At 40.4% G+C, this 26,277-nt stretch carries 23 protein-coding genes; 22 read left to right on the plus strand and 1 reads right to left on the minus strand.

Features of this window, described 5'->3' with window-relative positions; all coding sequences use genetic code 11:
- The first annotated feature begins 56 nt into the window (after positions 1-56).
- The 9 genes from pgsA (at position 57) to ABD006_RS11925 (ending at position 10,007) form a co-directional block, all read left to right on the plus strand.
- A complete protein-coding gene (gene pgsA / locus ABD006_RS11885; protein WP_343841279.1) occupies positions 57-635 on the plus strand; it encodes a CDP-diacylglycerol--glycerol-3-phosphate 3-phosphatidyltransferase in 579 nt (192 codons plus the stop codon).
- A complete protein-coding gene (locus tag ABD006_RS11890; RefSeq protein WP_343841280.1) occupies positions 632-1,894 on the plus strand; it encodes a competence/damage-inducible protein A in 1,263 nt (420 codons plus the stop codon). Before pgsA ends, ABD006_RS11890 begins: the two co-directional genes overlap by 4 nt.
- A 185-nt stretch (positions 1,895-2,079) precedes the next feature.
- A complete protein-coding gene (gene recA, locus ABD006_RS11895) occupies positions 2,080-3,129 on the plus strand; it encodes a recombinase RecA (RefSeq protein WP_343841283.1) in 1,050 nt (349 codons plus the stop codon).
- Between the two features lie 220 nt (positions 3,130-3,349).
- Positions 3,350-4,915 (plus strand): ribonuclease Y, encoded by a 1,566-nt coding sequence (rny, locus tag ABD006_RS11900; protein WP_343841286.1) that lies wholly within the window; start codon positions 3,350-3,352, stop codon positions 4,913-4,915.
- 114 nt (positions 4,916-5,029) lie between these two features.
- The gene (locus ABD006_RS11905; RefSeq protein ID WP_343841289.1) at positions 5,030-5,827 is read left to right on the plus strand and encodes a TIGR00282 family metallophosphoesterase; all 798 of its coding nucleotides are present in this window, start codon (positions 5,030-5,032) and stop codon (positions 5,825-5,827) included.
- Positions 5,828-6,021: 194 nt separating this feature from the next.
- Positions 6,022-6,282 carry a stage V sporulation protein SpoVS gene (gene spoVS, locus ABD006_RS11910; RefSeq protein WP_044157499.1) on the plus strand — a complete coding sequence of 87 codons (261 nt, stop codon included), beginning with the start codon at positions 6,022-6,024 and terminating at the stop codon, positions 6,280-6,282.
- Positions 6,283-6,357: 75 nt separating this feature from the next.
- On the plus strand, positions 6,358-7,278 hold the full coding sequence (locus ABD006_RS11915; RefSeq protein WP_343841300.1) for a dipeptidase: 921 nt from the start codon (positions 6,358-6,360) through the stop codon (positions 7,276-7,278).
- Between the two features lie 109 nt (positions 7,279-7,387).
- Complete coding sequence (locus ABD006_RS11920; RefSeq protein ID WP_343841302.1) at positions 7,388-9,154, plus strand: 2-oxoacid:acceptor oxidoreductase subunit alpha; 1,767 nt, start codon at positions 7,388-7,390, stop codon at positions 9,152-9,154.
- Complete coding sequence (locus tag ABD006_RS11925; protein WP_343841304.1) at positions 9,141-10,007, plus strand: 2-oxoacid:ferredoxin oxidoreductase subunit beta; 867 nt, start codon at positions 9,141-9,143, stop codon at positions 10,005-10,007. The genes ABD006_RS11920 and ABD006_RS11925 overlap by 14 nt, the downstream gene beginning before the upstream one ends.
- Before the next feature lie 122 nt (positions 10,008-10,129).
- Here ABD006_RS11925 and ABD006_RS11930 read toward each other — a convergent pair whose 3' ends face one another.
- Positions 10,130-11,056 carry a TIGR01777 family oxidoreductase gene (locus ABD006_RS11930; protein ID WP_343841307.1) on the minus strand — a complete coding sequence of 309 codons (927 nt, stop codon included), beginning with the start codon at positions 11,054-11,056 and terminating at the stop codon, positions 10,130-10,132.
- Between the two features lie 55 nt (positions 11,057-11,111).
- Here ABD006_RS11930 and ABD006_RS11935 point away from each other — a divergent pair, with 55 nt between their 5' ends.
- The 13 genes from ABD006_RS11935 (at position 11,112) to glnA (ending at position 26,076) form a co-directional block, all read left to right on the plus strand.
- The gene (locus tag ABD006_RS11935; RefSeq protein WP_343841310.1) at positions 11,112-11,516 is read left to right on the plus strand and encodes a thiol-disulfide oxidoreductase DCC family protein; all 405 of its coding nucleotides are present in this window, start codon (positions 11,112-11,114) and stop codon (positions 11,514-11,516) included.
- A gap of 135 nt (positions 11,517-11,651) precedes the next feature.
- Entirely contained in the window at positions 11,652-13,226 is a 1,575-nt protein-coding gene (gene miaB / locus ABD006_RS11940) for a tRNA (N6-isopentenyl adenosine(37)-C2)-methylthiotransferase MiaB (protein ID WP_343841312.1), read from the plus strand.
- 1 nt (position 13,227) lies between these two features.
- Positions 13,228-13,659, plus strand: coding sequence for a YlbF/YmcA family competence regulator (locus ABD006_RS11945; RefSeq protein WP_343841315.1), 432 nt, complete (start codon positions 13,228-13,230; stop codon positions 13,657-13,659).
- Between the two features lie 253 nt (positions 13,660-13,912).
- Positions 13,913-14,476, plus strand: coding sequence for an outer spore coat protein CotE (gene cotE / locus ABD006_RS11950; RefSeq protein ID WP_044157509.1), 564 nt, complete (start codon positions 13,913-13,915; stop codon positions 14,474-14,476).
- A 154-nt stretch (positions 14,477-14,630) separates the two neighbouring features.
- Complete coding sequence (mutS, locus tag ABD006_RS11955) at positions 14,631-17,225, plus strand: DNA mismatch repair protein MutS (RefSeq protein ID WP_343841320.1); 2,595 nt, start codon at positions 14,631-14,633, stop codon at positions 17,223-17,225.
- An 18-nt stretch (positions 17,226-17,243) separates the two neighbouring features.
- On the plus strand, positions 17,244-19,097 hold the full coding sequence (gene mutL / locus ABD006_RS11960) for a DNA mismatch repair endonuclease MutL (RefSeq protein WP_343841323.1): 1,854 nt from the start codon (positions 17,244-17,246) through the stop codon (positions 19,095-19,097).
- A gap of 195 nt (positions 19,098-19,292) precedes the next feature.
- A complete protein-coding gene (gene miaA, locus ABD006_RS11965) occupies positions 19,293-20,234 on the plus strand; it encodes a tRNA (adenosine(37)-N6)-dimethylallyltransferase MiaA (RefSeq protein WP_343841326.1) in 942 nt (313 codons plus the stop codon).
- A gap of 32 nt (positions 20,235-20,266) precedes the next feature.
- Positions 20,267-20,491, plus strand: a complete 225-nt coding sequence (gene hfq / locus ABD006_RS11970) for an RNA chaperone Hfq (RefSeq protein ID WP_343841329.1) — start codon at positions 20,267-20,269, stop codon at positions 20,489-20,491.
- A 250-nt stretch (positions 20,492-20,741) separates the two neighbouring features.
- Entirely contained in the window at positions 20,742-21,668 is a 927-nt protein-coding gene (locus ABD006_RS11975; protein WP_343841332.1) for an AAA family ATPase, read from the plus strand.
- Between the two features lie 17 nt (positions 21,669-21,685).
- Complete coding sequence (gene hflX, locus ABD006_RS11980) at positions 21,686-22,933, plus strand: GTPase HflX (RefSeq protein ID WP_343841335.1); 1,248 nt, start codon at positions 21,686-21,688, stop codon at positions 22,931-22,933.
- Between the two features lie 2 nt (positions 22,934-22,935).
- Positions 22,936-24,195 carry a methionine gamma-lyase family protein gene (locus ABD006_RS11985; protein ID WP_343841337.1) on the plus strand — a complete coding sequence of 420 codons (1,260 nt, stop codon included), beginning with the start codon at positions 22,936-22,938 and terminating at the stop codon, positions 24,193-24,195.
- A 116-nt stretch (positions 24,196-24,311) separates the two neighbouring features.
- Positions 24,312-24,719 (plus strand): MerR family transcriptional regulator, encoded by a 408-nt coding sequence (locus ABD006_RS11990; protein WP_343841340.1) that lies wholly within the window; start codon positions 24,312-24,314, stop codon positions 24,717-24,719.
- Between the two features lie 19 nt (positions 24,720-24,738).
- Positions 24,739-26,076 carry a type I glutamate--ammonia ligase gene (gene glnA / locus ABD006_RS11995; RefSeq protein WP_343841343.1) on the plus strand — a complete coding sequence of 446 codons (1,338 nt, stop codon included), beginning with the start codon at positions 24,739-24,741 and terminating at the stop codon, positions 26,074-26,076.
- Positions 26,077-26,277: the final 201 nt, after the last annotated feature.

Here is a 26,277-nt window from a genome sequence, read left to right on the forward strand (position 1 = left end):
AAGTGGAGTCATCGAATACCGATGACTCTTTATTTCGTTAGCAGGAGGCGTTAAAATTGAATATTCCCAATCGAATTACTTTATCTCGTATAATGTTAATCCCATTTTTTATTCTGTTACTAGCTATCTCTTTTGAATGGGGAGAAATAACCGTTGGTGAGCGTATTTTACCTGTGTCTCATTTAGCAGCAGCAATTCTTTTTATTGTTGCTTCTACAACGGACTGGATTGATGGGTATTATGCCAGAAAACATAATCTGGTAACCAACTTAGGGAAATTTTTGGATCCATTAGCTGATAAATTGCTCGTTTCAGCGGCATTTATTCTTTTGGTTGAACAGGGGTTAGCACCGGCCTGGATTGTTATTATTATAATTAGCAGAGAATTTGCAATTACAGGTTTAAGGTTAGTCGCTGCCGGTGAAGGGATTGTTCTGGCAGCCAGTCAGATGGGAAAATTAAAAACATGGATTCAAATTATTGCTGTATCTGCATTATTACTGCATAATTTTCCTTTTTCTTATCTGGGGCTTCCCTTTGACATCATTGCCTTATATGCCGCTATGATTATTACCGTTGTTTCAGGTGTTGAATACTTTATCAAAAATTGGCATGTGATGAGGGATTCCAAATGAAGAAGGACATAAATGCCGAAATTATATCCGTCGGGTCTGAGCTCCTGTTAGGGCAGATTGCCGACACGAATGCGCAGTGGATTTCCCAGAATCTTGCACATATGGGCATCAACGTTTATTTTCACCATACCGTGGGTGACAATTATGACCGTCTTAAAAGCGTTATGGAGCTGGCAGACAGGCGTTCCGATCTGGTTATTGTTACAGGAGGACTGGGACCTACGGAAGATGATTTAACCAGAGAGGTTGGGGCAGATATCCTAAGTCAGCAGCTTGAGATTCATCCCCAGGTGCTGACAAAGGTTGAATCCTTCTTTGAACGCCGTGGGATATCTATGACTGAAAATAATCGCAAACAGGCTCTTGTCTTTAAAGATGGAAAGGTTTTTCCAAATGAAGAAGGGATGGCCCCAGGGATGTTTGTGGATCATATGCAAAAAGGCTGGATTTTCCTTCCTGGTGTCCCACGGGAAATGAAATCCATTTTTTCAAAAAGTATCATCCCATTTCTTAAGGAAAGGTATCCATTTAAAAATCAAATTGTGTCACGAGTGCTGAAATTTATTGGAATCGGAGAATCTATTCTTGAAGAACGGGTTTCAGATTTGATAAGAACCCAAACCAATCCTACCATCGCCCCACTGGCTGGAGAAGGTGAGGTTACCTTACGTTTAACAGCAAAAGCTGAAACTGCTGAAGAAGCGTTATCCTCTATTTCCAATGTCCAGGAGCAATTAATGCAGCGGATTGGTGATTATTATTATGGCCGGAATGATGAAACGCTTGAGCAAAAGGTGCTGGAAATGCTTAAGTCACATTCGTACACACTTGCTTCTGCGGAAAGCCTGACAGGGGGAAGGTTCATTGACCAGTTAATATCTATACAGGGCGCTTCGGATGTTATTGCCGGGTCGATTGTGGGCTATCAGACTAAAATTAAAGAAAATGTGTTACATATTCCTGACTCCCTGATTAAAAAGCACGGCACAGTCAGTGAGCAATGTGCACGTGAGATGGCGGAACAGGTTCAGCGGAAAATGCAGTCAGCGGTCGGTATCAGTTTCACTGGTAATGCAGGACCGGATGCCAGTGAGGGAAAACCGGTCGGACTTGTATATATAGGTCTGAAAATAGGTGATCAGGATTCAGTTGTAAAAGCTTATCAATTAAACGGAAGCAGAGAAAAAATCCGCCAGCATACAGTGAAAAAGGGATTGGAATGGTTATTCTATTCATTAAAAGAAATGCCTGAAAAATAATTTGAAATTCATTTATTAGTGCGTCTATTTTAGCCGAATTTAAAAAATGGACAGGGAAAACCTCACTTTTTGGCCATTATTTTTCATGAAATTAACAGAACATTTATTCGCATTTCTGTTGGCAAATCCCTTAAAAAAGGTTATGATAGACATAACGATGATAGATTGTTAAAGGAGGAAAAACTGTGAGCGAACGTAAGCAGGCGCTTGATATGGCGTTAAAACAAATAGAAAAGCAATTTGGCAAAGGCTCCATTATGAAACTTGGGGAACAGGAAGGACAAAAAGTTTCAACGGTTTCAAGTGGATCAATTACACTTGATGTTGCATTAGGTGTTGGCGGGTACCCACGAGGACGTGTGGTGGAAATTTATGGTCCTGAATCCTCTGGTAAAACAACGGTAGCTTTACATGCGATTGCAGAGGCACAGCGTAATGGAGGTCAGGCTGCGTTTATTGATGCAGAGCATGCACTGGATCCTGTCTATGCAAGAAAATTAGGGGTAAACATTGAAGAATTACTATTATCACAGCCTGATACTGGTGAGCAGGCATTGGAAATCGCGGAAGCCCTTGTACGTAGTGGAGCTATTGACATGATTGTTGTTGACTCTGTTGCAGCCCTTGTACCTAAAGCAGAAATCGAAGGGGAAATGGGTGACTCCCACGTTGGTTTACAGGCACGTTTAATGTCTCAGGCACTGCGTAAATTATCTGGTGCCATCAATAAATCGAAAACAACGGCTATTTTTATTAATCAGATTCGTGAAAAAGTCGGTGTTATGTTTGGTAATCCGGAAACCACTCCAGGTGGACGTGCATTGAAATTCTATTCCTCTGTTCGTCTGGAAGTCCGCAGAGCCGAAACCTTAAAACAAGGAAATGAGATGGTTGGTAACAAAACCAAGATTAAGGTTGTTAAAAACAAGGTTGCCCCACCATTTAAAACAGCTGAGGTTGATATTATGTATGGAGAAGGTATCTCTAAGGAAGGCGAGATTCTTGATATTGGAGCCGATTTAGATATCATCCAGAAGAGTGGAGCCTGGTATTCTTATAATAATGAAAAAATGGGTCAGGGAAGAGAAAATGCGAAGAAATTCCTGAGTGAGAATGAAGATATAGCCGAAGAAGTAAAAAGTGCAATCAGAAAGCATCATAATCTTGATGAAGATGATGGAGACGAAGGTAAGGAAGTAAATAATGATGAGGCCCAGGAAATGTTAGATGTTTAATAGGGATGAATTCAAAAGGCTGTCCGTTATAGGGACAGCCTTTTGAATTTTGTATATTGGACAGGCAAACCTTGACAATAAAATTTGGCAAGCTTAAAATTAATATGTATAATTTTATTTTTATATTTCAACAAATTTTTGAAGTGCTGACTTAAATTTGAATCTTTGTACATGCCGACTTGAAATAGTACGAGCATTACAGCAAGAGGAGGTGAACGAAATGGAACCAGTTGTCACCATAATCATCTCCGCTTTGCTAGCCTTAATTGTCGGTATTGTTGTTGGCTATTTAATTCGCAAGTCTATTTCAGAGGCGAAAATTTCGAGTGCTGAGGACTTGGCAAAACAAATTGTCGAAGAAGGTCGGAGGAATGCTGAATCCGCAAAACGTGAGGCGCTTTTAGAAGCGAAGGATGAAAATCACCGATTGCGTCAGGAAACAGAAAACGAACTTCGTGAACGGCAAATGGAAGTAAAAACCCAGGAAAATCGTTTATTGCAACGAGAAGAAAACCTGGATCGAAAATCTGAATCTCTGGATAAGCGCGAGCTCATGTTAGAACGTAAAGAAGAATCACTTGCTGAAAAACAACAACAAATTGAAGAAATGGAAAGCAAAGTGGAAGAGTTGATGAATGAACAGCAAGCTGAGCTTGAACGCGTTTCTGGATACACAACTGATCAGGCTAAACAGGTTATTTTAGAACGTGTGGAGAAGGAAATTAAACACGAAACGGCTATTATGATAAAGGATGCTGAAAATCGTGCAAAAGAAGAGGCGGATAAGAAAGCCAAGAAGGTATTATCCCTAGCTATGCAACGATGTGCAGCAGATCATGTCGCCGAAACAACGGTTTCAGTCGTGAATTTGCCAAACGATGAAATGAAAGGCCGTATCATCGGAAGAGAAGGTCGTAATATTCGGGCATTGGAAACCCTGACAGGTATTGATTTGATTATTGATGATACACCTGAAGCTGTTATACTGTCAGGATTTGATCCAATAAGAAGAGAAACAGCACGCCTGGCACTTGAAAAATTAGTGCAGGATGGACGTATTCATCCGGCTCGAATTGAAGAAATGGTCGAAAAATCTCGTCGTGAAATTGACGAATATATTCGTGAGGTTGGTGAAGAGACTACATTTGAAATTGGTGTACATGGGCTACATCCAGACTTAGTCAAAATCTTAGGTCGACTAAAATATCGTACAAGCTATGGTCAAAATGTGTTGAAACATTCAATGGAAGTCGCGTATTTAGCTGGCTTGTTAGCAGCAGAATTAGGAGAAGACGAACGATTGGCACGGCGTGCAGGCTTATTGCATGATGTTGGTAAAGCAATAGACCATGAGGTGGAAGGCAGCCACGTAGAAATTGGAAAAGAGCTTGCTCAAAAATATAAAGAGCATGAAGTGGTCATTAATTCCATTGCCTCTCACCACGGTGATGAAGAACCTACATCGATTATATCCATACTTGTAGCCGCTGCTGACGCACTTTCTGCTGCACGTCCAGGTGCACGTAGTGAGACGTTGGAAAATTACATTAAACGTCTGGAGAAATTAGAGGAAATTTCTGATTCGTATGAAGGAGTCGAGAAATCCTACGCTATTCAGGCTGGACGGGAAATTCGAATTATGGTTCGTCCTGATTCAATTGGAGATGACGAATCCTTAATTCTGGCAAGAGATATCAAGAAGAAAATTGAAGATGAATTAGATTATCCTGGTCATATTAAAGTTACCGTGATCCGGGAGACAAGGGCAGTAGAATATGCCAAATAAGCGATCCTTTTCAGGGTCGCTTTTGTTTTGGTTTTGACAAAATATACCTGATATGTAAAACTGAACTTGTATTTAAAGGACATAAAATTATAGTTATAGAAAGAGGACGAACACATGAAGATATTATTCATCGGAGACGTGGTGGGGTCACCAGGAAGAGAGATGTTAAAGGAAAATCTTCCTCATCTTAAGAAGCAATATCATCCTGATGTCACCATTGTAAACGGAGAAAATGCAGCTCATGGAAAAGGGATCACCGAAAAAATTTATCGCCAGATGAAAGAATGGGGAGCAAATGTCATTACACTTGGCAACCATGCCTGGGATAAAAAGGACATCTTTGAGTTTATTGATGATGTGAATGACATGGTCCGACCAGCTAATTTTCCTCCTGATACACCAGGTAAAGGGATGACCTTTTACAAGGCTGGCAATAAAGAAATAGCTGTCATTAATGCGCAAGGCAGAACCTTCCTTCCTCCTATCGAGGATCCTTTCCGTGTTGTAGATGAACTGGTAAAAGAAGCGAAGAAAAGAACTCCCTATATTTTCGTAGATTTTCATGCAGAAGCTACCAGCGAGAAACAGGCAATCGGATGGTTTTTAGATGGAAGAGTGGGGGGCGTTGCCGGTACACATACCCATGTGCAGACAGCGGACAACAGGATTTTACCTAAAGGCACTGCTTATATTACTGATGCCGGTATGACGGGCCCCTATAATGGAATTTTAGGTATGGATAAAGATAGCGTTCTAAGAAGGTTTCACACTGCACTGCCTGTCCGCTTTGAAGTGGCTGAAGACGGACCGACTCAATTAAGTGGTGTATTTATTGAGATGAATAAGGATAATGGAATGGCAAGACGAATCGAACGTATTCTTATAAACAATGATCATCCGTTTTTTCACTAATTAGACTGTGTAAACGTTATATAAGAGGAGGAACTCCGGCCTCCTCCTTTTATAAAGGAATGGCAGCGCTAACAAAAACAGGCCTCAAAATTTGAATTTTTCAGAAAAATCCTTCATAATAAAAAGGAATATCTAAAAAAATAGTGAATATAGTAATTATGGAAGAATTATAGTAAATAAAGGAGGAACTAGTAATGGAAATATTAAAAGTTTCAGCAAAATCAAATCCTAACTCTGTAGCAGGTGCTCTTGCAAACGTTTTACGCGAACGTGGATCCGCGGAAATTCAGGCAATCGGTGCAGGTGCGTTAAACCAGGCAGTTAAAGCGGTAGCCATTGCAAGAGGTTTTGTTGCTCCTAGTGGTGTTGACTTGATTTGTATTCCAGCTTTCACAGACATTATGATTGATAATGAAGAGCGTACAGCTATCAAGTTGATTGTTGAACCTAGATAAACGTAGTTAACCTGTTTGCGAAGCGGGCAAACAGGTTTTTATTTTACGATAGAATTCATCATAGGAGGACTCAGCGTGATTATCGACGGACATTGTGACGTATTATATCAACTATGGAGAAATCCTGATTGGTCTTTTGACAATCAGCAGGAATTACGGGTGAATTATAATAGATGGATGAATAATGATGTGAAGGTTCAATGTTTTGCTATTTTTGTACCACCACATATACCTGAGGATTTACAGTTTCATAGTGCATTAGAAATGGCTAATATTTTCTATGAACGAATTCTGAAACCCTACCCCAAAATTAAAATGGTTACCTCCCGGGACGATATTCTTCAGTTAAAAGAAGATGAAAAAGGGGCCATGCTTACGTTGGAGGGGATGCATCCCGTAGGTAATGATATTACCAAACTAAAGACATTACTTCATCTGGGTGTAAAAGCAGCAGGCCTTACATGGAACAATGCAAATGCTGTATCTGATGGAATCGGGGAAGTAAGAGGCGCTGGTTTATCTGAATTCGGGAAACAGGTTGTGGAAGTACTGAATACATATGAAGTATTAACGGATGTTTCTCATCTATCTTATCGAGGCTTTTGGGATGTTATGGACACAGCAGAATATCCGATAGCCAGCCACTCAAATAGCTTCAGTGTCTGTAAGCATCGAAGGAATCTGGATAATAAACAAATTAAAGCATTAATTTCCAGAGATGCTTTTATGGGGGTAACCTTTGTCCCGGAGTTTTTAGCAGATACTGATCAGACTAGTACAAAAGATATTCTTAACCATATTGAAAAGATCATGACTCTTGGCGGTGAAGATATCGTAGGATTAGGATCGGATTTTGATGGAACAGATGGAATTGTGAAAGGGATAGAGGATTATTCAAAGTATAATTCTTTTATTCAGGAATTAGAAGGTCGATTTTCCAGCGATTTTGTCCGGAAGATTACCCATGAAAATTTTCTTAAAGCATTACCGCGTTAGATAGTAATAAGCCTAATCGCTTATTCTATTATATTTATTATAAGATGAGGCATTCCCGGGTAATTTGGGATGCTTCCATCTGAACTTTATTAAGGGGGTGTCTAATTCAATGATAAGTCAGCTTTCATGGAAAGTAGGAGGACAGCAGGGAGAGGGAATTGAAAGTACCGGTGAAATTTTTGCTGCGGCGATGAATCACTTAGGCTACTATCTTTATGGTTACAGACATTTTTCATCACGTATTAAAGGAGGTCATACGAATAATAAAATAAGAGTTTCAACAACACCTGTTCGTTCTTTGCAGGATGGATTAGATATTTTAGTAGCATTTGATCAGGAAACAATTGATGTGAATGTCCACGAACTTCAGGATGAAGGAATTGTGATTGCTGATGCGAAATTCAAGCCAACCATACCTGAGGGCTCTAATGTAATTCTTTATGCCGTTCCGTTTACTGAAATAGCGAGAGAATTAGGAAGTTCATTAATGAAAAATATGGTGGCTATTGGTGCATCCAGTGCCATTCTTGATTTGGACACGAATGAATACTATGATATTGTCTATCAGACCTTTGGCAGAAAAGGAACTAAAGTAGTAGAGAATAATATGAAAGCAATAGGAAAGGGCGCTGCATTTGTTCAATCCCAATCACAGGGGAAGCCCTCGAACCTGAAGCTGATGCCTGCGGACGGTCAAAAACGAATGTATATGATTGGAAATGACGCCATTTCAATCGGATTATTAGCAGGGGGCTGTCGCTTTATGGCTGCTTACCCTATTACGCCGGCTTCTGAAATTATGGAATTTATGATTAAGCATTTGCCTGACTATGGTGGAACCGTCATTCAGACAGAGGATGAAATGGCTGCAGCCACAATGGCAATTGGCGCTAATTATGCAGGCGTACGCGCGATAACCGCTTCCGCTGGACCAGGCCTGTCTTTAATGATGGAGTCGATTGGATTAGCCGGAATGACCGAAACACCACTCGTTGTCGTAGATACTCAACGCGGCGGGCCGAGTACAGGACTTCCCACAAAACAGGAACAGTCCGATTTAATGGCTATGATTTATGGAACGCATGGGGAAATACCAAAAATTGTTATGGCGCCAAGTACAGTGGAAGAAGGGTTCTATGACGCAGTAGAAGCGCTGAATCTGGCAGAGGAATATCAATGTCCGGTTATTTTATTATCTGATTTACAATTATCCTTAGGCAAACAGACCGTTGATTATCTCGACTATGATCAGGTGGAAATTAGAAGAGGAAACCTTGATATTGATCCTGATTTACCTGAATTAGAGAAAGGTCATTACTTTAAACGATACAAAGTTACAGAAAATGGAATATCCCCGCGAATATTACCTGGAACCAAAAACGGTATCTTCCATGTTACCGGAGTTGAGCATGATGAAACAGGTAAACCTTCAGAAAAAGCTCCGAACCGAAGAGAACAAATGGAAAAGAGACTTCGCAAATTAAAAGACCTGCCGAAAAAATTTCCTGCACCTGTCACAAAAACAACAATAAATGATGAAAATCCCGATCTATTATTTGTTGGATATATTTCCACAAGAGGAGCCATTGAAGAAGCGATGGCACGATTACGCCAGGATGGATTTAAAGTGAACCATGCCCACATTCGATTGCTGCATCCTTTTCCATCTGAAGAAATAACCCCTTTATTAGAAAACGCTAAACAGGTAATCGTTGTGGAACATAATGCTACTGGTCAATTAGCCAATATTTTAAAAATGAATACCGGTTATGGGGATAAAATCACAAGTGTATTGAAATTTGATGGCACCCCATTCCTGCCAGGTGAAATTTATCATGAATGCATGCAGGAGGTGGTTGTTTATGGCAACCGTTAAGGATTTCCGAAACAATGTGAAGCCGAACTGGTGTCCTGGATGTGGTGATTTTTCTGTGCAGGCATCTATTCAACGGGCATGTGCCAACATAGGCTTAGAACCAGATGATCTGGCACTTGTTTCCGGAATTGGCTGTTCAGGAAGAATATCAGGCTATGTAAACGCCTATGGTTTTCACGGCACACATGGACGTGTGCTGCCGATTGCGCAAGGGGTGAAAATGGCGAATCGGGATTTAACCGTTATCGCGGCCGGTGGTGATGGAGACGGGTTAGCGATTGGAATGGGGCATACCATTCATGCAATTAGGAGAAATATTGATATCACTTATATCATCATGGACAACCAAATTTATGGTTTAACCAAAGGGCAGACATCCCCCAGAAGTGAGGCCGGGTTTGTAACGAAAAGTACACCTGAGGGCTCCATTGAACCTTCCGTCAATTTAATGGAAATGGCCCTATCCTCTGGTGCAACATTCGTAGCTCAAAGCTTCTCAAGTGATATTAAGGATTTAATGTCTATCATTGAACAAGGTATACAGCATAAAGGATTCTCCCTGATTAATGTGTTCAGCCCCTGTGTAACCTACAATAAAGTAAACACTTATGAATGGTTTAAGGAAAATCTGGTGAAGCTTTCGTCTATTGAGGATTATGATTCCGGTGACAGAGGGATGGCCATGAAAACATTAATGGAGCACGACAGTCTGGTAACAGGATTAATCTATCAGGATTCGGTCAGAAAATCCTATCAGGAAATGGTGAAAGGGTATAAGGAAGAACCTTTAAAAGACGAAGAGTTAGGCATGGATCGTGAAAAATTTGATGAGCTGGTTCAGCAATTTATTTAACGCAACTTGGGCAATGAATGGATATTTCCTGGGAAAGCGCATAATGTGAGGCAATAGTTTAATTTCTGAATCATTTCAAGGGTATTTGACAAATAAGGGCTGACGTCCATTTGAAAAGGGACTCAGCCTTCATTTGTGTCTTCACTTAAAATTTGCGGCAAAGCCTGACCACACTTTGAATAGTGAAATTCAAATCCATGCTTTAATGCTTTGTCAGGAATCACTTTTTGTCCTTCTGTTAAAAACTCACTCATTTCTCCAAAAATGACCTTCAATATCCATGATGGTACAGGAAACCAGTGAGGCCTCCTTAAGGTTTCCCCAATCTTCTTTCCCATCGTATCCATTTTTACCGGATTTGGAGCCGTAATGTTTATCGGCCCTTCAATGGCTTCCTGGTGGATGATATAGTCAAATAGCTGCGTGAGGTCATAAATGTGTATCCACGACAGCCATTGTTTTCCTGATGCCACTCGACCACCGGCAAATAATTTATAGGGCATAATCATTCGCGGCAAAGCCCCGCCATCTTTCCCTAAAACAATACCAATTCTTGCAATCACGGTTCGTATCCCAAATTGTTCTGCCTTAATGGCTTCCTGCTCCCACATACTGCATACCCTCGCCGGAAAACTATTTTTTCGGGGTGCAGATTTTTCTGTGAATTCCTGCTCGTTTGAATTCCCATAAACGCCAATAGCCGAAGCATTGATAAATACCTTTGGCTTTATCTCAGAGCTTTGCATAAACTGCAGAAGTTTTTGCGTGGCTTGTTTTCTGCTATCCCATATTTTTGTCTTCTTTTTCCTTGTCCATCTTCCTTTATTAATTGGTTCACCAGCCAGGTTGATGACAGCATCGATAGGTGGAAGGGTTTCAAAAGTGTGTTCATCCTGATTAAACCATGTGATATAGTGAAGATAGGGAGAACTTTTTGGATTGTGATGGGACGATCTTGTGAGGACATAAACATGATACTGTTTCTGAACCATGGATTGTACCAGGTGACGTCCTATAAAACCTGTGCCGCCTGCAATTAATACATTCACGTATACCAACTCCTGTCGATAGATTTGTATGGTTTGAAAGAAGGAGGCTGTTATAATGAAACATCCTGATAAAATCTTGTATGTATTCTATGATAGCTGGTGTCCAATCTGCCGCAAAGCTAAAGCTAAAATTGAAAAAGCAGATAAAAATCACGTGATAATACTGCTATCCATCCGGGACTCAAGTGTTTACGAAGAGTATCATTTAACAGGGAAGAATGTAGAAGAACGAATATACAGCATTCGTAATCAGGATGGGAAGTCATTTACCGGAATTTTTGCCATTTTGGAAATTGCTAAACGTATCCCTAAATACAAGCCTCTCGTTCCTTTTCTATATATTTCCATTATACTTGGTTTCGGACAAAAAGTATATGATTACATTGCTTCAAGAAGGGAAATCGTCCCAACCGGTCATTGCAATGAGGATTCCTGTTCCATTCATCTCAAGGAGGATTAGGAAATATGTACGCAGCCTGAATCAGTCATTTGAAAAGGTGACAAAAGTTTGAATATAGACAAAACAACATTTTCATTTTTAATGTCGGGCTGATATAATAATACAGTTAGAAGCTATAAGGAAAGGAGTTTTGAAATGAATGAGCAGCAGCGTAAAGAAATGTCCCAGATACGTCAGGGGAATCCAGCGGACGTAAAATCCGAACAGGATAATCTTGAACGTATAAAGAATAAGAAACCAGATGATTTCGTGAAATATTTTCAAACTACATATGAAACTCCAAACTTAAACAAAGCAAGAAAGCGCGGCAAGCAGGATATTAAGTATCATGAGGACTTTACGATTCCTGATGAACTTCAGAACATAGGTCAGGGGAAGAAATATTTGATTCGAACCTATGGCTGCCAAATGAATGAACATGACACAGAGGTTATGGCAGGAATTTTAACAGAATTAGGCTTTGAATCAACATCGGATGCTAATGAAGCGGATATTATCCTGCTGAACACATGTGCCATCCGTGAAAATGCAGAAAATAAGGTATTTGGTGAGCTGGGCCACTTAAAGCCGCTGAAGCAGAATCGTCCGGACCTGATTTTGGGTGTATGCGGTTGTATGTCCCAGGAAGAATCTGTAGTAAATAAAATTTTGGAAAAGCATCAGCATGTTGACCTTATTTTTGGTACCCATAATATTCATCGTCTTCCACAGCTAATCCAGGAAGCTATTTTTGGTAAGGAAATGGTCGTTGAAGTATGGTCAAAAGAAGGCGATGTCATTGAAAACCTTCCAAAAGCCCGTAACGGTAAGACAAAGGCATGGGTAAACATTATGTACGGCTGCGATAAGTTCTGTACCTATTGCATTGTCCCTATGACCCGTGGTAAAGAACGCTCCAGACGTCCTGAAGATATCATTCAGGAAATCAGGCATTTGGCAGCACAAGGGTATCAGGAAGTTACGCTGTTAGGCCAAAATGTGAATGCTTATGGAAAAGATTTAGCCGATATGGACTACGGCTTAGGCGATCTGATGGATGAAATTCGTAAAATTGATATTCCAAGGGTTCGCTTTACCACATCCCATCCTAGAGATTTTGATGACCGATTAATTGAAGTACTGGCTAAGGGTGGGAATTTAATGCCGTACATTCATTTACCTGTACAGTCCGGAAGCTCCGAAGTATTGAAACGAATGAATCGTAAATATACAAGGGAAAGTTATCTTGAACTGGTACGTAAAATTAAGAAGGCTATTCCACACGCGGCCTTAACTACAGATATCATTGTCGGTTTCCCTAATGAGACCGAAGAACAATTTGAAGAAACGATGACTTTATATGAAGAAGTTGGATTTGAAGGTGCGTACACATTTATTTATTCTCCGCGTGAAGGTACACCAGCGGCTAAAAAAGAAGACAATGTACCGATGGATGTGAAAAAACAACGCCTTTATCGTTTGAATGAACGCGTCAATCAATATTCCAGAGAAGCATTGAAGAAGTATCAGGATCAGGTTGTGGACGTCCTCGTGGAAGGGGAAAGTAAAAATAACCCGGATGTATTGGCAGGATATACACCTGAAAGCAAGCTTGTGAACTTTAGAGGACCAAAATCAGTTATTGGTAAGATTGTAAAAGTGAAGATTACAAATACAAAAAGCTGGACTCTTGATGGAGAAATGGCAGAGGAAGCTGTAGAGGTGAATTAATATGGCAGAATATACACGTAAAGAGGTTGTAGAAGAAGCAAATAAATTGGCGAATATGCTGGCTAATATTGAGGAAATCGACCGCTTTAAACAGATTGAAGCAAAACTTAATGAAAATCAAAAAGTACAGGATCTCATCCGGCGAATTAAAGCGATGCAGAAGCAGGCCGTCAATTTACAGCATTATGGAAAAAAAGAAGCACAGCAGAAAGCAGAAAAAGAGCTGGAGCGTCTTCAGGATGAACTGGATGAAATTCCAATTGTAGCAGAGTTTAAGGAAATCCAGGTTGTTGTAAACGACATTTTACAAATGGTTACTGGAACGATTGCACGTAAAGTAACCAATGAAATTGTCCGTTCCACCGGTGGCGATGTATTAACCGGCCAGACAAAAGCACAAATGGAAAATGATTTGACTCACCATCATCATTAAAAAAGTCAGCCTTTGGGGCTGACTTTTTTTAACCAGGAAAATCACACTGATCAGTTGCCTCCGCTTTTCTTTATACACACATTCACCCATTTCTGCATAAGCTTTATTAGACAGATAACTAGATATTACATTCATGGCTATTATCTTAAACGTTGCTGCAAAAACATCGAAATGTTTTGTTCAGGTTCATGCACTTCGGGCGAATGCCTTGAATAAAATGTCATGGAATCAAATTGAAGGAGGGTAAACGTACATGTCAATGGTTGATAGAGAAACACGGCAGATTATTACAAAAGCAGTGATCGGGAAAGGTAAGAAATTTAAAGAAGCAACACATACAATAACACCGCACCACAGTCCATCAAGCATTTTAGGTTGCTGGGTCATTAATCATCAATATAAAGCAAGGAAAAAAGGAGACTTTGTGGAGGTTTCCGGAAGCTACGACATTAATGTGTGGTATTCCTATAATAATAATACAAAAACTGAGGTTGTCAGTGATCGCGTAAATTATTCAGATCGTGTACCACTCGTTATCAAAGATGAAAACTGTATTTCTGATGATCTTGAAGTAATAGCACGTGCGACCCAACAGCCAAACTGTCTTGAATGCACCATAAATGAAGCAGGCAATCGTATCGTTGTAGAAGTAGAAAGAGAGTTTGTTGTTGAAGTGATCGGTGAGACGAAAGTAGTGGTTAAGCTTGATCCACATGGATATGTAAATGATGACGATTTTGAATATGATGAACTTGAAGCTGAGCTTGCAGATGTAGATCCTGATATTTCATCATCCCATTCAGCTGAAAAAGATTAATATCATTCCCCTTTTACCTGGCTCTGAAAAGCCGGGTTTTTCTTTTTTTATGCCCTTTTCTTGTATTTAAGACTCTAAAGAATTCAATCAGATATGCTATAATAAAAAGATGTAGAAAAAGATCACATGGAGTATAATTTTTGGAGGAAGTCTTATGGCTCAGTATACGCCGATGATTCAGCAATACTTACAAGTTAAAGAACAATATAAAGATACATTTCTCTTTTTTCGGTTAGGTGACTTTTACGAAATGTTTTTCGATGATGCCCTGCTAGCATCTAAAGAACTGGAAATAACGCTGACCAGCAGGGATGGAGGAGGGGAGGAACGGATACCCATGTGCGGGATTCCTTTTCATTCCTCTGCTAACTATATTAAAAATTTAATAGAAAAAGGATATAAAGTTGCCATTTGTGAACAAGTAGAGGATCCAAAACAGGCGAAAGGGGTCGTTCGCAGAGAGGTCATACAGGTTATTACCCCCGGAACAGTCATGGAAGGGGAGTTGCTGGATGAAAAGGAAAATAACTTCATCGCCTCTCTGACCCCATTGGATGATGAACGTTTTGTTGTGGCTTATAATGACCTTTCCACCGGGGAAAACAGTGTTTCTTTTATCAGAGATGGATTTGATTCTGTTTTAAGTGAACTTTTTAACCGCCCCGTAAAAGAAATTGTTGTACCATCCGATCTACAGGAAACATGGGCGGAAATGCTTACGCAAAGGTTAAATGTCACCATATCTCAGGAAGACAGTGTGGACATTCCGGATGAAAGTAAGGAATTAGTGCAAAACCTGAAACAGAAGGAATTGATTACAGGGTTTGCCCGTCTGTTTCAATATTTAGCACGCACCCAAAAACGGGCGATGACCCATTTGCAGCCTGTACAGTATATTGAACTTAGTCAGTATATGAAATTGGACATGTATTCAAAGCGCAATCTGGAACTGACGGAAACGATTCGAAAAAAAGGCAAGGAAGGATCATTACTATGGGTACTGGATAAAACGGTTACCGCTATGGGAGCAAGAATGCTTAAGAAATGGCTGGACAGGCCATTATTATCAACCACGGAAATGGAAAGACGTCACCAGCAGGTAGAAGGATTGCTGGAGCAGTATTTTGAAAGAGAAGCACTTAGGGAAGCCTTGAAAGAGGTTTATGATTTAGAGCGTTTATCAGGAAGAGTTGCATATGGAAACGTCAACGCCAGAGATTTAATTCAACTGAAAAAGTCCCTGCATCAAATTCCGGAAATCATTCAGGTGCTGCAGGATTTTCAGCAGGAGGAGCTTGCTCAGCTGGCCGACACCATTAATCCACTTGAATCCTTAAAAGAAATCCTTGAGAAGAGCATTGCGGAAACGCCTCCTTTATCGATTAAAGAGGGGGATATTATAAAGGATGGCTATCATGAGCAGCTGGATCAATACAGAGATGCTTCAAGAAATGGTAAGCAATGGATTGCCGAGTTGGAGAGGAAGGAAAGAGAAGCTACTGGTATCAAATCTTTAAAGGTTGGTTTTAATAAAGTATTTGGCTATTATATCGAAGTGACCAAGGCCAATCTTCATTTGATTCCTGAAGGACGTTATGAACGTAAGCAGACACTTAGCAATGCCGAACGTTTTATTACTCCGGAACTTAAAGAAAAAGAGTCATTAATTCTGGAGTCCGAGGAGAAAAGTGTAGAGCTTGAATATGAGATCTTTATAGATATCCGGGAACAGGTAAAGACATTTATTCCAGAACTTCAAAAGTTGGCTGAACAAATGAGTGAATTGGATGTCTTACAGAGCTTTGCTGTTGTGAGTGATGAAAATCGGTATACCAGGCCATCATTTACAAATGGACATGAGCTTCATATAGAAAATGGACGGCATCCCGTTGTAGAACAAGTGATGAAGGATGATCATTATGTTCCCAATGATGTAAGGATGGATGAAAATCGTGACATTTTGTTAATTACGGGTCCGAATATGGCCGGTAAAAGTACTTATATGCGTCAGCTGGCTCTTATTGTAATTATGGGCCAAGTCGGATGTTTTGTCCCTGCTGATCGCGCGGAACTTCCGGTTTTTGATCAGATTTTCACTAGAATTGGCGCTGCAGATGACCTGGTAGCCGGACAAAGTACCTTTATGGTGGAGATGCTTGAAGCTAAACATGCGTTAACGAAAGCAACCGAGAACAGCCTGATATTGCTTGATGAAATAGGAAGAGGCACAAGCACGTATGATGGTATGTCTCTGGCCCAGGCCATTGTAGAATATATTCATAACCACATCCATGCGAAGACGTTATTTTCCACCCATTATCATGAACTCACAAGTTTAAGTGATTCTCTGGAGCGGTTAAGTAACGTGCATGTGAAGGCAGAAGAGCATGATGGGAATGTTGTGTTTCTTCATAAAATCCAGGACGGAGCAGCTGATGAAAGCTACGGTATTCATGTGGCAAAGCTTGCCGAACTGCCTTCACCTTTAATTGATCGGGCCTATGAAATTTTAAACCAGTTTGAACACTCGGAATCCTCTCGAGTACCATCAGCTAATGAAGAAGAGCAGCTGGACTTTTTTGCTTTTAAAGAACCTGCCCAAAAAAAGCAGGAAACGGAAAATTCCAAGTCGGTTTCAACTGCAGAAAAAACTATAATGGACGAGATTAAAGGATTAAACATGTTAAATATGACACCAATGGAAGCCATGAACACCTTATTTGCCATCCAGCAAAAATTGAATAAATGACGAGGGGAGGGATAAGAAATGGGAAGTATACAATTAATGCCTGACCATCTGGCCAATAAAATTGCTGCCGGCGAAGTAGTGGAAAGGCCGTCATCGGTTATTAAAGAATTAGTTGAAAACAGTATTGATGCCAATAGTACCTGGATTAAAATTGAACTGGAGGAAGCAGGTTTAACCTCCATTAAAGTAAGTGATAACGGAAATGGAATGTCAGCTGAGGATTGTGAAAAAGCCTTTTTGCGTCACGCCACCAGTAAAATTAACTCTGAAGGTGATTTGTTCAGGGTTCGTACGCTGGGCTTTCGCGGTGAGGCATTAGCCAGTATTGCAGCTGTAAGCCGCTTAATCGTACGTACATCAGATGGCGTAAGTGCGGGTACGCAATTAGAAATTGAAGGTGGAAAACTCATTAGCCGTGATAAAGGGGATGCGAGAAAAGGTACAGATATTCTTGTCAAAGATATTTTCTTTAATACGCCTGCGCGTTTAAAATATATGAAAACAATTCATACAGAGCTTGGTCATATTACAGATGTACTCAATCGGATTGCCTTGTCTCATCCGGATATACGATTTGAGTGTATTCACAATCAAAAACGCTTATTTTATACCTCAGGAAGAGGGGACCAGAGGCAGGTTATTGGTCAAATTTATGGAATGCAGACAGCAAAGAAAATGCTTCCGATTGAATATGAAACTCTAGACTTCAAAATTACTGGTTATGCTGCACGTCCTGAGGTGACAAGAGCGAATCGAAATTATATTTCCAGCATCATTAATGGTCGCTATATTCGAAACCCAATGATTAATAAGGCGATTCTCAAGGGCTATCATACACTATTACCTATCGGGCGGTATCCGGTGGTTGTAATTAATATTGACATGGATCCGTATTTAGTGGATGTCAATGTTCATCCAAGTAAGCTTGAAGTCAGGTTCAGTAAGGAGCAGGAGCTATTCGCTGCTGTTGAAACGGCAATAAAAGATGTATTTAAGCAGGAAACTTTAATACCTGAACCTGCTGCTGCTGAAAAGACTAAGAGAGAACAGCCTAAACAAAGCTATTTCACCTTTGAGCAGCAATCCAGGCCAACTGTGAAGGATGATACACCCTGGGAGGATTTACTTGCGAAAACGGACGTGAATCCAGGGACTCAGAGACAGGAGATTGAATTGGATTATATCACAGACAGTCAGACTTCTTCTGTTCATGAACAGTGGTCCGAAGAGTTGGATTTACAGCAGGAAGAAGAAGCGATTACTACTCAAACCGAAAATACAGAGGAAAACCGGGTGCCTGTGTTATACCCCGTCGGTCAGGCTCATGGCACTTATATTATCGCACAGAACAATCAGGGACTTTATTTAATTGATCAGCATGCTGCACAAGAGCGGATCAAATATGAATTCTATCGGGAGAAGGTAGGGATTGTGCCGGAAGAGGTCCAGGAGCTGCTTGTCCCGTTAACCTTTGAATTCTCGAAACAGGAAGCGATCTTCATTCAAGCCCATCAGGAGGAGCTGAAGCAGGTAGGTCTTTTCTTTGAAACATTTGGAGAGCATACGTTTATTATCCGTTCTCATCCTCAATGGCTGCCTAAGGGAGAAGAGGAAGAGACAATCAGGGAAATGGTAGATCAGGTCCTGGAAAATCAAAAGGTAGATATTAAACAATTACGTGAGGATGCAGCAATTTTAATGTCGTGTAAACGATCGATAAAAGCGAACCACCATTTGAATTATGATGATATGTACCGTCTTCTGGAAGATTTACGTCAGTGTCAGGATCCTTTTACCTGTCCACATGGACGTCCCATTATCATCTTCTTTTCCGAGTATGATCTGGAGAAAATGTTTAAACGTGTCATGTAGCAAATATTCATCATCCAATCAGAAGAGCTGATACGCTGAGTCACGGCTCTCTCTGGTTGGATTTTTCCATACCCATTGAAATAGGCTTGTAAAATTTTGCATATATACCCATATCATGTATAATATGAGAAGCAAGTGATATACACATTCGGTTGCTGTATGATACTTGTTTCAGGCATCTGGAGGTCTACTAAAATGAAAACAAATGTTATTGCTGTGGTCGGACCTACTGCCGTTGGAAAAACGAAGCTCAGTGTAGAGCTGGCCAAACGGTTTCATGGAGAAATTATAAGCGGCGATTCGATGCAGGTTTATCAAGGATTAGATATTGGAACAGCGAAGGTTACTGATGAGGAAAGGCAGGGAATTCCTCACTACATGATTGATATAAGAGAGCCGGACCAGGATTTCTCGGTGGCCGATTTTCAGGATCATGTTCAGCATTATATCAATTATATCGACAGCCGTAATAGGCTTCCCATTATTGCGGGAGGTACCGGTTTATACATACAATCAACGTTATATAATTTTAATTTTTCATCTCAAAAGCGGGATGAACAGTTCGAAAAAGACATGCTGGCTGCCATTCAGGAAAAGGGGGTAGAGCCCTTTTATCATAAACTTAAAAAAGTAGATCCCGAACAGGCGGAAAAAATTCATCCAAATAATTTGCGAAGAGTCATACGAGCTTTGGAAGTCTATGAAAGAACAGGGTTAACAATGTCTGACCTGCAGCAAAAGCAGGCGGATCAATCACCCTATAATCCTACTTTAATAGGACTCTCTATGGACCGTGAAGAATTATACAGGAGAATTAACCATAGAGTGGATCTAATGATGGAGGAAGGACTCCTGGATGAAGCCAAACGACTTTATGACCAGGGGCTGAAGAATGCTCAATCGATGCAGGGGATTGGGTATAAAGAATTTATTCCTTATTTTGAGGGGGAGTGGTCACTGGAAGAGTCCATTGAGCGGTTAAAACGTAATTCCCGCAGGTATGCCAAACGTCAATATACATACTTTCGGAATAAAATGGATGTCCATTGGTATTCCATTTCAGAGCTCAATCTTCAGGAAACTTTTTCATTAATTTTTCGAGATTTAGAAGGATTGCTTCAAAATATCACGAAATAATCAAATATAGATAATTAGAGGAGGAAAGTTTCATGGCACAAACTGTAAATATTCAGGACCAATTTCTAAACCAGATTCGGAAAGGACATGTCCCAGTGACGCTATTTCTGACCAATGGTTTTCAATTAAAAGGTGTTGTAAAGTCGTTTGATAATTTCACCGTGCTTTTGGAAACAGATGGCAAACAGCAATTAATTTTCAAGCATGCGATTTCAACCTTTGCACCGTCAAAACAGGTCACTTTAGAAAAAGAATAAGGTCAGCATAACGGATGCAATTCAGGCATCCGTTTTATTTTGCACGCGCTTCCGCCTTTGTATTGTCCAGCTGCGGCTCCCAGGTCTGGGCGGACATAAGCCAAAGCCATTACGTGGCCAAGCCCATGCCACTCCATGTCTTCGTCTTATACCGCCAGACCTAACCGGTCGCCTCCGCTTTTCTTTATAGGCGGGTGTCACAAAAATCCTTTGTTTACGTATAGTAATCGTAGATAAGGGGTGAAGTGATGTGAATATAGAGGCGAAGCGTAAAGGACAGATCAATGTTGTTTTACATGATCAGGATCAAACCCATTCATTAAAATCCTATGAATTTAATCATAAAAGTGATCAGCGTTTTCGTTTTATTGATCAGGCCTTTTCATCATATATCGGCATGGAAACGTTAAAGCAGACATTAAAGGAAATTTACGCGAAAGTTCTGGTTAACCGTAAAAGAGAGGAAGCGGGTTTAAAGGCTGAAAATCAGATGCTGCACATGATGTTTAAGGGAAACCCCGGTACTGGTAAAACTTCGGTAGCAAGGGAGATTGCCCGCTTATTCCATCAAATGAATCTGCTTTCCAAGGGTCATTTGATAGAAGCGGAGCGTGCAGATCTCGTTGGTGAATACATCGGACATACAGCCCAGAAAACCAGAGATTTAATAAAAAAAGCCATGGGTGGTGTATTATTTATTGATGAAGCCTACTCGCTGGGGCGAGGAGGAGAAAAGGATTTTGGTAAAGAAGCGATTGATACATTGGTGAAACACATGGAGGATTATCATGAAGATTTTGTACTGATCCTTGCAGGTTATCCGGATGAAATGGATCACTTTTTGTATTTAAATCCCGGACTCAAATCCAGATTTCCGATTATTGTTGATTTTAAAGACTATACAATTGATGAATTAATAGAAATTGCACAAATTATAACTGAGCAGAAACAATATGAACTGACACAATCTGCCTATAGAAAGCTGCGAACTCATTTAAGGGAATTACAGGAGCAGGAATGGGAAAATTTTTCGAATGGAAGATATATCCGAAACAAGGTTGAAGAAGCTATCCGAAGGCAGGCGCTGCGCCTTGTGGCAACAAATCAGTTCGGTGCAAAGGATCTAGTTTCCTTAAAACCGGAAGACTTTAATTTTCGGGTGGAGACATATTCATAGCAAAAGGAGTTCTGATGATGGAAAATAAAGAACAGGTATTACTCATCGCCTGTCAGATTAAAGGCACGAATGAACAAAAATTTCATACGTCATTGGAAGAACTAAAACAATTAACAGAAACTGCAAATGGAGAAGTTGCAGATGTCGTCATTCAAAAGAGAGATAAAATACACGCGGCGTTATATATCGGTGAAGGAAAATTAGAGGAGATTCAGTACACCCTTGAAATGAATCCAGTTGACCTCGTCATCCTTAATGACGAGGTTTCACCTGGACAGTTAAAAAATTTGAGTGACCGTTTGGACGCCAGGGTCATTGATCGAACCCAGCTCATTCTTGATATTTTTGCGGGACGAGCAAGGACAAGAGAAGGAAAACTGCAGGTTGAGCTGGCGCAAATGCAGTACTTACTTCCCAGGTTAGCAGGCCAGGGGACAGAATTATCCCGTCTTGGTGCAGGTATTGGTACAAGAGGGCCCGGGGAAACCAAGCTGGAAACCGACCGACGCCATATCAGGCGAAGAATTACTGAAATTAAGGAGCAATTACGAGCCGTTGTGAATCAGCGCAGTCAGTATCGTAAACGCAGAAAAGAAAATCAGGCCTTTCAAATTGCGATTGTCGGATACACCAATGCAGGTAAGTCTACTTTATTTAACCGATTAACGAAAAGTGAATCGCTGGAAGAAAACCAATTGTTTGCGACATTAGATCCACTGTCAAGAAGAATCAGATTGGATAATGGATTTGAAGCTATTATTACAGATACGGTTGGTTTTATACAGGATTTACCTACAACTTTGGTGGCTGCCTTCCGCTCTACGTTAGAGGAAGTGACAGAGGCGGATTTCATTTTACATGTCGTCGATGGTTCAAATGAGGATTTTCCGCAGCATGAGCAAACGGTCTATAACCTATTGGATGAACTGGGTGCTGATGGACTGCCTATGTTAACCATTTATAACAAACGGGATCAATTCAAGGCTGATTTTATCCCGAACTCCTATCCTTACATTACCATCAGCGCCTTTGATGATGAGGATTTAAACAGGCTTCTGAAAAAAATTGAAGAGGTTGTAAAATCTGAATGGAAATATTACGAATTGCAGGTACCTGTTCAGGATGGCCGTCTCCTGCATCGTATCAAGAACCATACGATTGTGGAAACCGAGGATTTTGAACCGGACACAGAGGATTATATGCTGACAGGATATGTTGACCCCAATCACCCTATTTATGAACATTATATCAATAAGGAGCAGTAGCTATGGAAACAGAAGCAATTGAAAAGTTGGCGAACAAAATCGAAACAGACTTATTTCCTTTTCACAAAAAAATTCGAACCATTGTTGAAGCGAATCAGAAAAAAGTTTTAGAGGCTTTTCAGAAACATCAGGTAAGTGATAGTCACTTTAACCCAACAACCGGATATGGCTATGACGATAGAGGCAGAGAGGTGTTAGAGGAAATTTATGCGGAGGTATTCGGCACCGAGGATGCATTAGTAAGACCTCAGATTATCTCCGGCACTCACGCCATTACATTAAGTTTATTTGGTGTATTAAGGCCGGGGGATGAGCTTCTTTATATCACTGGTAAACCTTACGATACATTAGAAGAAATTGTCGGTACCAGAGGTGAGGGTTCAGGTTCATTAAGGGACTTTAATATTAACTATAAGCATGTTGATTTAACAGAGGATGGTTCTGTTAATTTTGCTCAGGTAAAGAATGCCATCCATGAAGATACCAGAATGATAGGGATTCAGCGGTCAAAGGGATACGACAGCCGCCCATCGTTTACGGTGCATCAAATAAGGGAAATGATCAGCTTTGTTAAGTCTGTTGCTCCTTCCTGTATTGTTTTTGTTGATAATTGTTATGGAGAGCTTGTGGAATTGGAGGAGCCGACAGATGTTGGAGCAGATTTGATGGCAGGTTCTTTAATTAAAAATCCCGGTGGCGGACTGGCCAAAACAGGTGGCTATATTGTTGGCAGGAAGGATCTGATTGAAAAATGTGCCAACCGTCTGACAGCGCCTGGAATTGGTAAAGAAGCAGGCGCTTCACTGTACAGCCTTCAGGAAATGTTTCAGGGGCTGTTTATGGCCCCTCATGTTGTAGGTGAATCGTTAAAAGGAGCTTTATTTACCTCCCGTATATTGGAGGAATTCGGATTTGAAACGATGCCATCTTATAAGGAAGAGCGGACAGACCTCATTCAATCTGTGAATTTTCCTGACGCAGATATGATGATTACTTTCTGTCAGGCCATACAAAAGGCTTCTCCAATAAACTCACACGTTGTTCCTTACCCGAGCCCTATGCCAGGGTATGAACACCATGTTATTATGGCTGCAGGAACATTTATCCAGGGTGCAAGTATAGAATTATCGGCTGATGGCCCCATAAGACCTCCTTATACAGCATATGTTCAAGGTGGACTCACTTACGAACATATTAAAATTGCCATTGTATCTGCTATAGAGATGATGGTGGAAAAGGGCTATAATCTTACAGTTAAATAATCAGATATTCAGATCACAACAATTACATACACCTTTTGTAAAGTTTCCTTACATGCCTTGACAGATATACAAACAAAAAGTATAATCAATATTAATTAAAGATTGGAGGTGCGTTTATGAGTGATCTCAACCGACGCTCAACGCCTCTTTTCCCAATGAGCATTATAACCTCTCTTACTGATTTAACCGCACGCCAGATCCGTTACTATGAGGAACATGGACTGGTGCATCCTGCCCGCTCGAAAGGCAATCGGCGTTTATTTTCTTTTAACGATGTTGACCGGTTATTAGAAATAAAAGATCTGATTGATAAAGGAGTTAACTTAGCGGGTATTAAAGAGATGTTATCTAACAAAAACACAAAAGATCAGCCTGAGGAAACAGTAAAGGAAGAAAAAACGGAGGAGAAGCAGCCTTTAACGGATAAAGAGTTAAGGAACTTATTGCGTAAAGAGCTGTTAGATGCAGGGAGGTTAAACAAAAATTCGTTAAGACAGGGAGAATTATCACGATTCTTCCATTAAAAAATATAGGAGGCTACTTATGGGGAAAAAATTTACTAAAGAAGAGATCCTGAAAAGAATTGAAGAAGAAGATGTAAAATTTATTCGTCTGCAGTTTACAGACATGCTGGGAACCATCAAAAATGTGGAAATTCCTTTAAGCCAATTGGAAAAAGCCCTGGATAACAAAATTACTTTTGATGGATCATCTATTGAAGGGTTTGTACGCATCGAAGAATCTGATATGTTCCTTTATCCTGATCTGGATACGTTCGTTGTCTTCCCTTGGACTTCTGAAAAAGGAAGAGTGGCACGTTTTATTTGTGACATATTTAATCCAGATGGGACGCCATTTGAAGGCTGCCCTCGTTATAACTTAAAGAAGAACGTCGAGAAAATGGAGGAGCATGGTTTTACGGCCTTTAATATTGGAACTGAACCGGAATTTTTCCTGTTTAAGCTAGACGAAAATGCAGAACCAACGATGGAACTTAATGATAAAGGCGGATACTTTGACTTAGCACCAACCGATTTAGGGGAAAATTGCCGTCGTGATATCGTATTAGAGCTTGAAGAAATGGGATTTGAAATAGAAGCTTCCCACCATGAAGTTGCCCCGGGACAGCATGAAATTGATTTTAAATATTCGGATGCCGTTAAGCACTGTGATGATATTCAAACCTTTAAGTTAGTCGTAAAAACAATTGCAAGAAAGCATGGTTTACACGCGACCTTTATGCCTAAGCCATTATTTGGCATGAATGGTTCAGGCATGCATTGCAATATGTCCTTATTTAAAGATGGCGAAAACAGCTTTTTTGATGAGAAAGGTGATTTGCAGTTAAGCAAAACCGCTTATCAGTTTATTGCTGGTGTCATCAAGCATGCTACAAGCTTTACGGCGGTTACCAATCCAATCGTAAACTCTTATAAGCGTCTTGTTCCAGGTTTTGAAGCTCCAAGCTATGTAGCCTGGTCCGGTCAGAACCGCAGCCCGTTAGTCCGGGTACCATCTTCACGCGGTTTAAGTACACGGATTGAAGTAAGAAGTGTGGATCCAGCTGCGAACCCTTATATGGCCATGAGTGTATTACTTGCTTCCGGACTTGACGGTATTAAGAATAATTTAACCGCACCAGCGCCTATAGACCGGAATATTTACGTTATGGAAAGAGAAGAACGGGAGGAACAGGGAATTGAGGATCTCCCGGCAACTCTGTATGACGCACTTCAGGAGCTAAAGAGTGATGAAGTACTTGTAGAGACTCTGGGTGAGCATTTATTCGAGCACTTTGTAGAAGCTAAAGAAATTGAATGGAATATGTTCCGTACTCAGGTACATCCGTGGGAGCGGGAGCAATACCTGCAGACGTATTAATGATTCAGAAAACCCCTGATAAAAATTTTATCAGGGGTTTTATTACGGGCATATAAGATCATCATTTACTCTTTAGAGAGTCTAAAGAATTTCTAATTGTAAAATGATGAATAAGTGTCAAAACAATTAGAAGAATATTTAATATGCTATTAAGCTTTACAAGCCGACTCATTCCATCACCACTTTTTTAGTTATTATGTG

Source organism: Salinibacillus aidingensis (genome assembly GCF_039522525.1).
Lineage (GTDB): Bacteria > Bacillota > Bacilli > Bacillales > Alkalibacillaceae > Salinibacillus > Salinibacillus aidingensis.

Excerpts from the sequence above, each read along its gene's own strand:
- ABD006_RS11890 (WP_343841280.1), top strand. The coding sequence starts at position 632 with ATGAAGAAGGACATAAATGCCGAAATTATATCCGTCGGGTCTGAGCTC.
- rny (WP_343841286.1), top strand. The coding sequence starts at position 3,350 with ATGGAACCAGTTGTCACCATAATCATCTCCGCTTTGCTAGCCTTAATT.
- ABD006_RS11905 (WP_343841289.1), top strand. The coding sequence starts at position 5,030 with ATGAAGATATTATTCATCGGAGACGTGGTGGGGTCACCAGGAAGAGAG.
- spoVS (WP_044157499.1), top strand. The coding sequence starts at position 6,022 with ATGGAAATATTAAAAGTTTCAGCAAAATCAAATCCTAACTCTGTAGCA.
- ABD006_RS11920 (WP_343841302.1), top strand. The coding sequence starts at position 7,388 with ATGATAAGTCAGCTTTCATGGAAAGTAGGAGGACAGCAGGGAGAGGGA.
- ABD006_RS11925 (WP_343841304.1), top strand. The coding sequence starts at position 9,141 with ATGGCAACCGTTAAGGATTTCCGAAACAATGTGAAGCCGAACTGGTGT.
- ABD006_RS11935 (WP_343841310.1), top strand. The coding sequence starts at position 11,112 with ATGAAACATCCTGATAAAATCTTGTATGTATTCTATGATAGCTGGTGT.
- miaB (WP_343841312.1), top strand. The coding sequence starts at position 11,652 with ATGAATGAGCAGCAGCGTAAAGAAATGTCCCAGATACGTCAGGGGAAT.
- ABD006_RS11945 (WP_343841315.1), top strand. The coding sequence starts at position 13,228 with ATGGCAGAATATACACGTAAAGAGGTTGTAGAAGAAGCAAATAAATTG.
- cotE (WP_044157509.1), top strand. The coding sequence starts at position 13,913 with ATGTCAATGGTTGATAGAGAAACACGGCAGATTATTACAAAAGCAGTG.
- mutS (WP_343841320.1), top strand. The coding sequence starts at position 14,631 with ATGGCTCAGTATACGCCGATGATTCAGCAATACTTACAAGTTAAAGAA.
- mutL (WP_343841323.1), top strand. The coding sequence starts at position 17,244 with ATGGGAAGTATACAATTAATGCCTGACCATCTGGCCAATAAAATTGCT.
- miaA (WP_343841326.1), top strand. The coding sequence starts at position 19,293 with ATGAAAACAAATGTTATTGCTGTGGTCGGACCTACTGCCGTTGGAAAA.
- hfq (WP_343841329.1), top strand. The coding sequence starts at position 20,267 with ATGGCACAAACTGTAAATATTCAGGACCAATTTCTAAACCAGATTCGG.
- hflX (WP_343841335.1), top strand. The coding sequence starts at position 21,686 with ATGGAAAATAAAGAACAGGTATTACTCATCGCCTGTCAGATTAAAGGC.
- ABD006_RS11985 (WP_343841337.1), top strand. The coding sequence starts at position 22,936 with ATGGAAACAGAAGCAATTGAAAAGTTGGCGAACAAAATCGAAACAGAC.
- ABD006_RS11990 (WP_343841340.1), top strand. The coding sequence starts at position 24,312 with ATGAGTGATCTCAACCGACGCTCAACGCCTCTTTTCCCAATGAGCATT.
- glnA (WP_343841343.1), top strand. The coding sequence starts at position 24,739 with ATGGGGAAAAAATTTACTAAAGAAGAGATCCTGAAAAGAATTGAAGAA.